We start from the raw sequence: 11,481 nt of genomic DNA, 5'->3' as shown, positions 1-11,481 counted from the left end.
TGATGTTCCCTGGGCGCAACCCCTTGGCGAATGACGGTTCCCGAGCCCGGCTAGCGGATATCCGCCAGCTCGGAAGGCCGCAGCGCATAGTCGAGTTGCTCCATGCGGCATTGCCGGGGCGCCTTGTCCGGCCGCCAGCGCACAAGGCCGGTGCCGTGGCGAAAGCGCTCGCCGGTGACCTGGTCGAAGCTCACCTCGACGACCAGCTCCGGCTTGAGCGGCAGCCATTCGCTTTCCTTGCCGTCGTTCCACCGGCTGGGCCCGCCGGGTGCCTTGCCGGTGAAGCCGGGCGGCGCGATCAGCGCGTCCAGCCGCTCGGTCAGCGCCGCACGATCCTGCTTCGCAAGCGCCGAGGTGAAGCCGACATGGTTGAGCAGCCCGGCCTCATCATAGAGCCCGAGCAGCAGCGAAGCGACCAACTGGCTGTCCTTGGCACGGCGAAAGCCCCCGACGACGCAGTCCGCGGTGCGGTGCTGCTTGACCTTGAGCATCGCGCGCTCGCCGGGCCGATAGGGCTGGTCGAGCGGCTTGGCGATGACCCCGTCGAGAGCCCCGCCGCTGGCGGCGAGCCAGGCCTGCGCGCCCGCCAGGTCGGAGGCGTGGGGCGAGAGCAGCAGCATCGCGCTGCCGTCACGCGCATGGAACCGCTCGAGTGCCGCGCGGCGTTCGGCGAGCGGCCGGTCGGTCAGTACCGTGCCACCCAGCGCGAGACAGTCGAACAGCATCAATTGCGCCGGCGTCTCGTGCGACAAGCGCAGGATCCGGCTTTCGGCCGGATGCAGCCGGGCCTGCAGCGCGTCGAAGGACAGGATGCCGTCCATCGGCAGGATCAGCTCGCCGTCGAGCACATAGTCGTCGGACCGGGTCGCGAGCAGCGCCGCCACGATCTCGGGGAAATAGCGCGCCAGCGACTTGCCCGATTTGGAGCGCAGCTCGACATGGCCGCCCAGGCGCGAGGCGATCGCGCGAAAGCCGTCCCATTTGGGCTCGAACTGAAACGCGCCCTGCACGGGCAACGCCTCGACGAGCTTCGCCTCCATCGGCACCGTGTCGGCGAGCGGATGCGGCTTGTCGGTCACGGGCGCCGCTTGCGCTTGGGCTTGTCGGAAAGCTCGACCCAGACCGGCGCATGATCGCTGGTCTTTTCCCAGCCGCGGACATGCATGTCGACCTGCGCGTCGACGAGCCGGTCGGCCAGCATCGGGCTGAGCAGCAGGTGATCGATCCTGAGGCCGGCATTGCGGCCATAGGCGTTCCGGAAATAATCCCAGAAGGTGTAGATGGTCTCGTCGGGATGGATCGTGCGCAGCGCATCGGTCCAGCCCTGCCCGGTCAGCCGGAAAAAGGCCTCGCGCACCTCGGGCGCGAACAGCGCATCGTCGAGCCAACGCTCCGGCTTGTAGACATCGCGCTCGGTCGGCATGACGTTGAAGTCGCCGGCGAGCATCACCGGCAGCCCCGATTCCAGCAGCCCCGCGGCATGCTCGATGAGCTTGTCGAACCAGCGCAATTTATAGTCGAACTTGGGGCCCGGCCGCGGATTGCCGTTGGGGAGATAGAGCCCGCCGATAAGCAGCCCATTGACCGCCGCCTCGATATAGCGGCTCTGGCTGCCGTCGGGATCGTCCGGAAGGCCGCGGCGCGTCTCGTGGATCTCGCCGACCCGGCTGAGCATCGCGACGCCGTTCCAGCTCTTCTGGCCATGCCAGATCGCCTCATAGCCCAGGTCGCGGATCGCCGTTTCGGGAAACTTCTCCTGCGGTGCCTTGAGCTCCTGCAGCACGACGATGTCGGGCTGGCGTTCCTCCAGCCAGCGCAGCAGCACCGGTAGGCGTCCGTTGACGCCGTTCACATTGTAGGTCGCGATCTTCACGCGGGACAGACGTTTCGAAGCGGCCCCGCGTTCCACTCGCCCTTGGCCGCGCGCCGATGGACGCCATCGCCGGAACTCCCGGCGCCGTCAGCGCGCTTTGAAGCCGGGCCGCCACGATGCGGCGTTTGATGGAGAGCGATAATGGCCGGAGGAAGCGAACTGGAGCCCGGGGACTCGCGAAACGTGACCGGGACTGCCCATACACCGGACGGACGCTGGAGCGGGGATGCGCCGGCGCCGGGCCATGGCGGCGAACTCGAACCTGCGGATTCGCGCAACGTCACCGGCACCGCATCGACACCGGACGGCCGCTGGACGAACGACGCGAATGTCGACGGTTCCGGCGCATCTTCGGCGCCGCGGCCCGGTTCGCCCATCGAGGACGATCAGGGCATTCCCCAGACCGGCGAGGAGGATCCGCTCGCCGAAGTCAGCGCCGGCCCCGACGATGAGCGCAGCGCAGCCGATTTCTCGCAGTCCGAAGCCGAGAAGGACGCGGCGAACCAGTCGGGCGGCGATGACGACAGCATCGAGCCCTCGCGCATCCCGGGTTCGGCCGAAGACATCAAGGTTGCCGGCGAGACCGGCCCCGGTCCCAGCGGCTGATCGCGCCCTCCCAACTGGTTGAAAATGGGTCGGTTCGCGTGTCGTGCGCAGGAACCCGGACTGCGTCCAAAGGTTGGTTCTGGCGAGGAGAACGCAGATGTCGGACCGCAACCCAGCCCATACCGGACCAGCCGATCCCGAGCAGGCCGCCCAGGAGAGCGAGCAGGCCGGCATTGCCGACGAGGGCGCCGCCTATACCAACGCGATCGCGCGCGACGGCGACCAGGGTGGCGCCAAGACCGACGCGGCCACTGCCGCGAGCAACCCGACGATCGGGGCAGGTACCGCCGGCGATCCGGGCATCGCCGACCGCAATACGACGACAATCGATCTGGACGACGAGACAGCCGCGGAGCGCTGGGCCGATCGCTATTCGGTGACACGCGCGCAGCTCGAAGAGGCGGTCAGCGCGGTCGGCAGCGACGCGCATGCCGTCCAGACCTATCTGCGCGGCCAGGGCGGCGGCGACTAGATCGCCGGCGGGTGCCTGCGCGCCCGGCGTCTCCGCAACGCCGGTAGCGGCAATCGTTCGAACGCGGTGGAGGAGCAGGATATGGACATTGCAACGACAGGCGCGGTCGAGCGGATCGCGCGGGTGCTGGCCGGACAGCGTCTCAGTGCCAATGCGGACGGCGACGATGCCCATGCGGCAGGCGCGGTCGACAGCCGGTGGCACGAATTCGAGGACGATGCGATCGCCGTGCTCAAAACGCTGCGCGAGCCCGATGCCGAGATGGAGCGCGCCGGCGACATCGCGGTCTGGCAGCGGATGATCGCGGCCGCGCTCGGCGAGCCCTTCGACGATCTGCGGTTGAGCTCGGGAGACGCGCCCGAACCCGGCACCGACCCGCTGCACGAAGGCCCCTGACCCTCGCGCCTTGCAAGGCCCGATTTCGAGCGTCCGGCGGCCGCTCGCTTGACTCGTTCATCCCATTGGGAACAAACAAGGAACGAATCACCTCGTTCTCGAGTCTAGCCAATCCATGGGTCAGCCCGCCGTCATCGCCCAGCTGCGTTCGCGCATCGCCGCCATCGAAGGTGTCGGCCAGCGCCATGCGTCGGTGCCGTTCGGGATCGACGCGCTCGATGGCTGGCTGCCGGGGGGTGGCCTCGCCACCGGCGCGCTGCATGAAGTGGCCGGCAGCCCCGAACTATGCGACGATGCCGCCGCGACGATCTTCCTGGCCGGCATCCTCGCGCGGATCGACGGCCCGGTATTCTGGTGCCTGCGCTGGCGCGACCTGTTCGCCCCTGCCCTCGACCTGGCCGGCTTGGCGCCCGACCGGGTGATCCATGTCGAGGCGGGCAGCGACGTCAACGTCCTGCTCGCGATGGAGGAATGCCTGCGCCATGCCGGCCTGGCCGGCGTGGTCGGCGAGGTCGCCAAGCTCTCGACCACCGCCTCGAAGCGGCTCCAGCTCGCCGCCGAGGGCTCGGGTGTCCCGGCCTTCGTGTTCCGCCGTGCCGCGCCGATCGAGGGCACGGGCGAAGGCACCGCCGCGGTGACGCGCTGGCGCGTGCTCGCGGCGCCGAGCATTCCCTTGGGCATTCCCAGCCTCGGCCGGCCGCGCTGGGACGTCCAGCTCGAACGCGTGCGCGGGGGCGAACCCCGATCCTGGATCATGGAGGCCTGCGATGCGCAGGGTCGTCTCGCTCTACCTGCCCAGCTGGCCGACCGACCGGCTGCGGCGGAAGAGCGGCGCCGGGCAAGCTGAGGCCCGCCTCGCGCCCGATACGCCGCTCGCCACCGCCCTGCCCGATCATGGCCGCAAGGTCGTCGCCGCGATCGACGCGGCGGCGCGTGCCGCCGGCATTCGCCCGGGCATGACCGTTACCAAGGCGCGCAGCCTGGTGCCCGAACTGGCCGTCATCGATGCCGATCCGGCCGCCGATCTCGTAGCGCTCCACCGGCTGGCGCTGTGGGCGGGGCGCTATTCGCCATTCGTGGCGCCCGACCCGCCCGACGGCGTCTGGATCGACATCAGCGGTTGCGCGGCATTGTTCGGCGGCGAGCGGCCGCTGCTCAAGGACCTGCATCGCCGCATCGCCCGCGCGGGGTTCGCGGTACAGATCGCCGCGGCCGACACGCCCGGCTGCGCGCATGCGGTCGCGCGCTACGTGCCCGCCGGCCGCCCGGTGTCGATCCTTCCCGGCGACCAGCGCAAGGCAATAGCGCTGCTGCCGGTGGCAGCACTGCGCCTCGATCCGGGCACGGTCGACGGCCTGCGCAAGCTCGGCTTCGAGCGCGTCGAGCAATTGCTCGGCACGCCGCGTGGTCCCCTCGCGCGCCGCTTCGGCCGCACGCTCCATCAGCGCCTCGACCAGGCGCTCGGCCATGCCGGCGAAACGCTTGAGCCGGTTTTCCCGCCCAAGGTGCCGCGGGCGCGCCGCGGGCTGCTCGAACCGATCGTCACGCCGGAGGCCTTTGCCCAGGTGATCGGCGATCTCGCGGGCGATCTTGCCGGCCAGCTCGTTGCGCTCGGCCGCGGCGCCCGCAGGCTCGACTGCCATTTCCACCGCGTCGACGGGCGCGTGCAGGCTATTCGCGTCGGCACCGCCGCGCCCAGCCGCGATCCTGCGCATTTTGCCAAGCTGCTCGTCGCCCGGATCGACCAGGTCGAGCCCGGCCTCGGCATCGAGGCGATGACGCTCGTCGCCCCACTCCTCGAGCCGCTTGCGGCGGCGCAGTCGGATCTCGCGGCAAGCGCTGAGCGCAAGGCCGATCTAGGCGCGCTGGTCGATGCGCTCGCCAACCGGTTCGGGCAGGCGAGCCTGTATCGCGCGCAGCCTAGGGCCGGCGGCATGCCCGAGCGCTCGGTAGGGCAAGCCGGGGCAATGGAGGCCGTGTCGAGCGGCCGCTGGGCGGACGACCTGCCACGGCCCGGGCGCCTGCTCGACCCGCCCCAGCCGATCCAGGTCACCGCGATGCTGCCCGACCACCCACCGGCGATGTTCGTCTGGGGACGCAAGCGCTACCGCGTCGTTCAGGCCGACGGTCCCGAGCGGCTGCACGCCGAATGGTGGTGCGGCCAGGGCCATGAGGCACGCCAGCCCTTTGCGGTGCGCGACTATTTCCAGGTCGAGGTCGAAGGCGGCGGCCGCTACTGGCTGTTCCGCCAGGGCGACGGCGAGCATGGTGCGACGGGCCCCATGACCTGGTTCATCCACGGTGCCTTCGCTTGAATGCGGAACGCCCAACGCCTCGCCGTAACCTGATCCAGGTTCTTGAGCGAGCGGCGCCCGCTTTCTATCTCGCGCGTTCAAGCATCGACCCATGGGAAGACGATGAACCGGGAATCGGATGTGGACTATTTCGCGCGCCGCGCGCGCGAGGAGCGGGAGAAGGCGGAAAACGCGCCCGACCCGCCGCGCTACCGCAAGCATCTCGACTTCGCGTACGCCTATGAGCGCCGCATTGCCATCCTGTGTCGTGAGGAACGGGAAGCCCGCACCGGCGAGGGCGGCGATCAGTGACTTCCCCGATTGAGGCCGAAAAGCCGATATCGGAATCGCAGGATCGGACGATGCGACTTCGCCGGCCGAGAGGCGGGCGGCGCGCCAGGCGCCACCCGTGCCTTGTCAGCGCAGCGAGCCACGCCGGACGAGATTGACGATGGCGAGCAGGATGACTGCGCCCGCAAGCGAGACCAGAAAGGTCGTGACGGTCAGCGGCGAGTTGTTGATCTCGCCGCGGCCCAGGATCAGGCCGCCGATAAAGGCGCCGACGACGCCGACGACGACGTTCAGGAAGATGCCCTGCTGGCCGTCGGTGCGCATGATCAGGCTCGCGAGCCAGCCGACCACGCCGCCGACGATAAGCCACATGATGATACCCATGAAAGTCTCCCTGTCTTGTGATTGTCGCGGTCAGACGGCCGGGCACCACCGGAGGTTCCTCGGTGCGCTCGATGCCGGCCGATTGCTGGAAAGCGCCGACTGAAGACACCAGCCGTTTGCCGGCGCGACGAACGCCAATAGCCGGCGCGGCGCGTCACCGCATCAGCCCGGCCGCGCGCAAGGCATTTTCGATGATTTGCCCGACCCCGCCGCCAGCAGCCGGCCGCGGAAGGGATGCGGTGCTAGCGCGCGGACTATCGACGGGTCGGGGCGCAGCAGCCGACGCCGGCCTTGATCCGGTCGTGCGTCGATGCGCTGAGGCAGCGAGTTCGGGCGCAGCCAGCCCCCAAAAACGTGCAATTTGCCGGGTCGAGGAGATCCCCGCCTCCAGCATATGCGGGCCACTCGCCCCGCAGCCCGCTTCGCCGCGTGTAGACAGGGGCGTGCCATGGCCCATGCCGGTGATCCGATACTCCTCGAGCACGGCGCGCCCGCGCGCATCGCGCCAGACACGATGCGGATGGCCATCAGCCATGTCGGTTTCGGCCGTATCGCCGGAAACGCCATGGATCGCCTGCCACTGCGCCAGGATGGCATCGGCGTTGGCGGGCACCACGGTATGATCGGCACTGCCATGCCATATCGATACGGTCGGCCAGGGCCCGCGATGCGGCGATGCCGCGCGCACTGCCGCCGCGAGCGCAGCCTGCCCCGGCCCGCCATGGCCGCGCATCCGGTCAAAGGCTTCGGGCACGCTGCCGGCCGAACCGAAGGCGAGCCCCGCGATGATCGCGCCGCCGGCGAACAGCTCGGGATAGGTCGCCAGCATCACCGAGGTCATCGCGCCACCGGCCGACAGGCCGTTGATGAAGACGCGGTCGGGATCGGCGCCATGGCGATCGACCATTGCATCGATCATCTGGCGAATCGACAGGGGCTCACCGGCATCGCGCCGGCTGTCCTCTGGTTCGAACCAGCTGAAGCACAGGTTCATATTGTTCGCGCGGCGCTGCTCGGGAAAGAGCAGGATGAAGCCCTGTTCCTCGGCGAGCTGCGACCAGCCCGAGCCATGATCGTAGCAGGCGGCATTCTGGGTGCAGCCGTGCAGCACGACCACCAGCGGCGCCTGCGCGCCCGCGGTATCGGGCACATAGAAATAGGCATCGAGCGCACCGGGGTTGGAACCGAAGTCGCCAAGCGGCGTCAGCTTGGCGGATGCGGCAGGGGCAGCGCCGGCTGCGCGCGCAGCGCGAAGCGCGGTTAGCCTGCCAATCGTGTCCGATAGGGGTCTCATCGCTTGCTCCTTCGGCCAGGAAGCCGAAGGTGGCCGGTCCCTATCAAACGGCCTAGCCGACCAATAGTTGCTGCGCCGCAACATAAATCAGCCGCCGGGACGATGCTCCTGAAAAAGACGTTGTCCGTCGGTCTTGGGGGAAGCCGGTCAGGACGCGAGCAATTCCAGCAAGGCCTGGATCCGCTCGCTTCGATTCCCTTCGTCGGTCGCCTCTGCAAGCACGAGCCTGCCATTCTTTTCGGTCAACCCTGCTCCCATCGCATCGGCGTCGAACCCGGTCCTCGGTGTGAGCGCAATCGCGGCGGGACCGGCGTCGATGCGCTCGATCCGCAGCGCCTGCGCGGCCATGCGGATACGGCCACGCGCCATCAGCGCCTCGGCCTCGTGCGGCAACGGCCCGAAGCGATCGAGCAGTTCCTCCTCGAAAGCGTCCAACCCCGCATCATCCTCGATCCGCGCCAGCCGCACATAAAGACCGAGCCGGACATCGGGCTCGGGGATCCAGCTTTCGGGAAGAAAGCCGCCCACGCCGAGATGCAATTCGGGCGACCAGCGCTCGACCGTCTCGCCCTGGGCGCTGCGCAGCGCCGCGCTTAGCAGATACTGGTAGAGCTGGGTGCCGATCAGCTTCATATGCCCGGCCTGGTTGTCGCCGAGCAGGTCGCCGGCACCGCGCATATCGAGATCCTCGGCGCTGATATCGAAGCCCGCTCCAAGCCGGTCATGGGTGGCAAGCGTACGTAGCCGCTTCAAGGTGCGCTCGCCGATCGCGTCCTCGGCCTGGGTGAGCAGGATCACCTGCCCGCGCCGATTGCCGCGCCCGACCCGGCCGCGCAGCTGGTGGAGCTGGGCAAGACCGAAGCGGTCGGCGCGCCATACGATCATCGTGTTGGCGCGCGGCACGTCGAGCCCGGCTTCGATGATGTTGGTGGCGAGCAGGATATCGCCCTTGCCGCCGGCGAAGTCGACCATCGCCGCGTCGATCTCGGCGGCCGGCATCTTGCCATGCGCCTCGACCAACCCAAGGTCGGGCACGATGCGGCGCAGCTTCTCGGCGAGCTTGGCCAGGTCCTCGATCCGCGGCACGACGACGAAGCTCTGCCCGCCCCTGCCCTTCTCGCGCAGCAGCGCGGTGCGGATGCGCACGTCGTCATATTGGTCGAGGCTGGTGCGGATCGGCTGGCGCCGCGCCGGCGGGGTGGCGATCACCGACACCTGCTGGAGCCCGATCAGCGCCATCTGCAGCGTGCGCGGGATCGGCGTGGCGCTGAGCGACAGCAGATGCGTCTCGCCCGAGCCGCGCAGCCGCGCCTTGTCGGCCGCACCAAAGCGCTGTTCCTCATCGATCACGACGAGCCCCAGATTGGCATAGCGCACGTCCTTGGCCATCACCGCGCCCGTGCCGATGACGATCTGGATCGAGCCGTCCGCAAGCCCGGCCTTGACCGCTTTCTTCTCCCCGGCGCTCGACAGGCGCGACAGTCCCGCGACCCTGATCCCCGTTGCCTCGAACCGCTTGGCGAAGCCTTCGAGATGCTGGCGTACCAGCACCGTGGTCGGTGCGGCGACGATCACCTGATAGCCGGCGAGCGCGGCGAGCGCGGCGCCGCGCAGCGCCACTTCGGTCTTGCCATAGCCTACATCGCCGACGACCAGTCGGTCCATCGGCTTGCCGCTGGCAAGGTCCGCGCGCACCGCGGCGATCGCCCGCGCCTGGTCGGCGGTCTCATTGAACGCAAAGCCGCCCGCGAAGCGCTCATAGGCGGCGGCGTCCGGCTCGATCACCGGCGCCTTCAGCGTCGCGCGCGCCTCGGCGAGCGCAGCCAGCCCGCGCGCGCTCTCGTTGATGGCTTCGTCGATCGCCGCGCGGCGCTTGTTCCAGGACGAGCCATCGAGCTTGTCGAAGGTCACGGCATCGGCATCGGCGCCGTAGCGCCAGATCCGGTCGGCAGCGTCGATCGTGACGAGGCGGCGTGCACCGCCGGCATATTCGAGCGCGATCATCTCGCCCGGCTCGCCGCCGCCCTCGGGCACGGGCTCGAGCCCCGCGACCAGCGCCACGCCGTGATCCTCATGGACGACGACATCGCCGAGGCGGATCTCGGCGCCAGCGGCCGCAAACGGGTCAATGGCATGGACGGGCGCATCCTCGAGTTGCGCGCGGCTGCCAAGGATGTCGGCGGCCGCGACGACGACCAGCCGGTCGTCGACGAACCCGCCATCGACGGGCATGTCGATGCTGCCTGCAGCGCCGGAAGCGAGTGCCTCGATATCGGCGAAGCCGACAAGATCGACCAGGTCGAGCGCGAGGCGCCGCGCGATCTTCATGCGCAGGAAGCGGATGTCGCGCTTGCTGCCGGCGAGCACCAGTGCGCGCCCTTCGTCCAGCAGCGGCCGGGCGAAGCGGACGAATGCCGCCATCGGCCCGCGCGCCTCGACGAAGCGCGGCATCGGCACGATGGCATCGTCGAAGGCGACGTCTTGCCAGTCCGCGAGCGCCGCCGCCCAGATTTTCTCCTCGATCGCATCGACCTTGCCGCCGGCGCGTCCCGCGGTGTCGGCTGCGAGCTGAAGGAACCGCGCACGCCGCTTGTCGGCCTTGTCCGATCGCGCGAGCAGGCCGGGCTTCATATGGGCGAGGATCGGAACCGGCTCGACGAGCGCCGGCTCGGCGGCATGGCCGATCTCGAGCAGGTCGAGCTCGGCGACGGTGCGCTGGGTCAGGGGGTCGAAGGCGCGGATCGCGGCGATGGCGCCATCGGCGATCTCGATCCGCGCCGGGAGACCGGCATCGGCGGGGAAGATGTCGATCACGTCGCCGCGGATCGCGACTTCGCCAGGTTCGTCGATGCGGTCGTCGGCGAAATAGCCAAGCGCCTCGACCTGCGCCGCAAAGCCTTCCGCGTCGAGCGTATCGCCCGGCCGGAGCGTCGGCGGCGCCCCGTCATAGGCCTCTGGCGCCGGATAGAGCCGCGCGGCCGCCTCGCCGCTCAGTATCAGCACGAGATGCGGGCGGTCCTTTGGCTGCTGTGCCTGCCGCAGCGCTCGAAGCGCCGCAACGCGTCTGCCGGTGTTGGACGGTGATGGCGGCGCGACGTCGCCCGGCAGGGCGTCGCTCGAGGGCAGAAAAATCACCTGCGCTTCGGGCACCAGCGAACGCAGGGCGGCGGCAAGCGCGTCTGCCTGCTGCTCGTCATCGGCGAGATAGACGAGATCGTCCTGCTCCAGGGCAGCGGCGATCCGCAGCGCGCTATGGGCGATCCTCATGCCGTCACCGGCTGTGGCACCGCGGCCGCCGGCCAGTCGCCGCCGTCCAGCGCAGGCAGCGCCTCGAACGCGGTCGGCGACAGAGTGAGTGCGAGCTTGTCGCAGCCGAAGTCGACCGCCTCGCGCGGCACGGCGCGCAAGGCCTCGCGAATCCCCGCGACACCACCGGTCGCGACCACGACATAGCTCACGGTGCCCGACCGGCATTCGACCAGCGCTTCGACGGCCCTGCCGAGCGGCTTGCCCTTGGCGTCGACCACCGCCATGCCGGCGACCCCGGTGGCGGTGAACAGGCTCGGCACCGACGCCTTGTGGCTCTTTGCCTTGGCTGTCTCGGCGCCGTCCTCGTAGGTTGCCTGGCGCCCGAGCCAGCGCCAGATCCCGACCAGGTTGACCAACGTCAGGAAGGCGTTCGAGGCGAGCAGGTTCGCCTGTCCGGAGGACAGGCCGATCGCGACCCAGCACACCGACCCGATCGTGAAGACCACGAAGCCCCAGCCCGTCAGCCGGGCTCCGAGGTTGGCGGCGGTCATCATCGCGGCGATCATGGTCGCGACCGGGGCGACCCATGCGGCAATCTCGTTCAGTGCCTTATCCTCTCAAT

The 11,481-nt window shown here is 69.4% G+C and carries 12 protein-coding genes; 6 read left to right on the top strand and 6 right to left on the bottom strand.

The genetic code is table 11. The features are described 5' to 3' along the window. Nucleotides 1-50 precede the first annotated feature (50 nt). Nucleotides 51-1,079, bottom strand: a complete 1,029-nt coding sequence (locus tag ABLE38_RS14560; protein ID WP_348974948.1) for an ATP-dependent DNA ligase — start codon at nt 1,077-1,079, stop codon at nt 51-53. Then, nucleotides 1,076-1,873, bottom strand: a complete 798-nt coding sequence (xth, locus tag ABLE38_RS14555; protein ID WP_348974947.1) for an exodeoxyribonuclease III — start codon at nt 1,871-1,873, stop codon at nt 1,076-1,078. Before xth ends, ABLE38_RS14560 begins: the two co-directional genes overlap by 4 nt. A 183-nt stretch (nt 1,874-2,056) precedes the next feature. On the opposite strand from xth, the gene ABLE38_RS14550 reads away from it, so the two are divergent. The 6 genes from ABLE38_RS14550 to ABLE38_RS14525 all read left to right on the top strand — a co-directional run bounded on the left by ABLE38_RS14550 (nt 2,057) and on the right by ABLE38_RS14525 (nt 5,953). Further along, nucleotides 2,057-2,479 (top strand): hypothetical protein, encoded by a 423-nt coding sequence (locus ABLE38_RS14550; protein WP_348974946.1) that lies wholly within the window; start codon nt 2,057-2,059, stop codon nt 2,477-2,479. A 97-nt stretch (nt 2,480-2,576) separates the two neighbouring features. Then, complete coding sequence (locus tag ABLE38_RS14545; RefSeq protein WP_348974945.1) at nt 2,577-2,951, top strand: DUF3606 domain-containing protein; 375 nt, start codon at nt 2,577-2,579, stop codon at nt 2,949-2,951. Between the two features lie 81 nt (nt 2,952-3,032). After that, nucleotides 3,033-3,347 (top strand): hypothetical protein, encoded by a 315-nt coding sequence (locus ABLE38_RS14540; RefSeq protein WP_348974944.1) that lies wholly within the window; start codon nt 3,033-3,035, stop codon nt 3,345-3,347. A gap of 115 nt (nt 3,348-3,462) precedes the next feature. After that, on the top strand, nt 3,463-4,194 hold the full coding sequence (locus ABLE38_RS14535; RefSeq protein WP_348974943.1) for a damage-inducible mutagenesis protein: 732 nt from the start codon (nt 3,463-3,465) through the stop codon (nt 4,192-4,194). Next, nucleotides 4,115-5,662 carry a DNA polymerase Y family protein gene (locus ABLE38_RS14530; RefSeq protein ID WP_348974942.1) on the top strand — a complete coding sequence of 516 codons (1,548 nt, stop codon included), beginning with the start codon at nt 4,115-4,117 and terminating at the stop codon, nt 5,660-5,662. Before ABLE38_RS14535 ends, ABLE38_RS14530 begins: the two co-directional genes overlap by 80 nt. Nucleotides 5,663-5,764: 102 nt before the next feature. Further along, nucleotides 5,765-5,953 carry a hypothetical protein gene (locus ABLE38_RS14525; RefSeq protein WP_348974941.1) on the top strand — a complete coding sequence of 63 codons (189 nt, stop codon included), beginning with the start codon at nt 5,765-5,767 and terminating at the stop codon, nt 5,951-5,953. A 105-nt stretch (nt 5,954-6,058) separates the two neighbouring features. Here ABLE38_RS14525 and ABLE38_RS14520 read toward each other — a convergent pair whose 3' ends face one another. The 4 genes from ABLE38_RS14520 to ABLE38_RS14505 all read right to left on the bottom strand — a co-directional run bounded on the left by ABLE38_RS14520 (nt 6,059) and on the right by ABLE38_RS14505 (nt 11,425). Next, nucleotides 6,059-6,316 (bottom strand): GlsB/YeaQ/YmgE family stress response membrane protein, encoded by a 258-nt coding sequence (locus tag ABLE38_RS14520; RefSeq protein ID WP_348974940.1) that lies wholly within the window; start codon nt 6,314-6,316, stop codon nt 6,059-6,061. 154 nt (nt 6,317-6,470) lie between these two features. After that, nucleotides 6,471-7,610 (bottom strand): PHB depolymerase family esterase, encoded by a 1,140-nt coding sequence (locus ABLE38_RS14515; protein WP_348974939.1) that lies wholly within the window; start codon nt 7,608-7,610, stop codon nt 6,471-6,473. A gap of 147 nt (nt 7,611-7,757) precedes the next feature. Continuing rightward, on the bottom strand, nt 7,758-10,877 hold the full coding sequence (locus tag ABLE38_RS14510) for a TRCF domain-containing protein (RefSeq protein WP_348974938.1): 3,120 nt from the start codon (nt 10,875-10,877) through the stop codon (nt 7,758-7,760). Next, a complete protein-coding gene (locus ABLE38_RS14505) occupies nt 10,874-11,425 on the bottom strand; it encodes a PRC-barrel domain-containing protein (protein ID WP_348974937.1) in 552 nt (183 codons plus the stop codon). The genes ABLE38_RS14510 and ABLE38_RS14505 overlap by 4 nt, the downstream gene beginning before the upstream one ends. Nucleotides 11,426-11,481: the final 56 nt, after the last annotated feature.

Source organism: Sphingomonas sp. KR3-1, assembly GCF_040049295.1.
In the GTDB taxonomy this organism is placed as follows: domain Bacteria; phylum Pseudomonadota; class Alphaproteobacteria; order Sphingomonadales; family Sphingomonadaceae; genus Sphingomonas.
Note: the sequence above shows the minus strand (reverse complement) of the source record. Positions and strands in the feature narration are given on the sequence as shown.

Bases quoted from the DNA above. Each gene is read 5' to 3' on its own strand.
- ABLE38_RS14545 (WP_348974945.1), top strand. From the start codon at position 2,577: ATGTCGGACCGCAACCCAGCCCATACCGGACCAGCCGATCCCGAGCAG.
- ABLE38_RS14540 (WP_348974944.1), top strand. From the start codon at position 3,033: ATGGACATTGCAACGACAGGCGCGGTCGAGCGGATCGCGCGGGTGCTG.
- ABLE38_RS14535 (WP_348974943.1), top strand. From the start codon at position 3,463: ATGGGTCAGCCCGCCGTCATCGCCCAGCTGCGTTCGCGCATCGCCGCC.
- ABLE38_RS14530 (WP_348974942.1), top strand. From the start codon at position 4,115: ATGCGCAGGGTCGTCTCGCTCTACCTGCCCAGCTGGCCGACCGACCGG.
- ABLE38_RS14525 (WP_348974941.1), top strand. From the start codon at position 5,765: ATGAACCGGGAATCGGATGTGGACTATTTCGCGCGCCGCGCGCGCGAG.
- ABLE38_RS14520 (WP_348974940.1), bottom strand. From the start codon at position 6,316: ATGGGTATCATCATGTGGCTTATCGTCGGCGGCGTGGTCGGCTGGCTC.
- ABLE38_RS14515 (WP_348974939.1), bottom strand. From the start codon at position 7,610: ATGAGACCCCTATCGGACACGATTGGCAGGCTAACCGCGCTTCGCGCT.
- ABLE38_RS14510 (WP_348974938.1), bottom strand. From the start codon at position 10,877: ATGAGGATCGCCCATAGCGCGCTGCGGATCGCCGCTGCCCTGGAGCAG.
- ABLE38_RS14505 (WP_348974937.1), bottom strand. From the start codon at position 11,425: ATGATCGCCGCGATGATGACCGCCGCCAACCTCGGAGCCCGGCTGACG.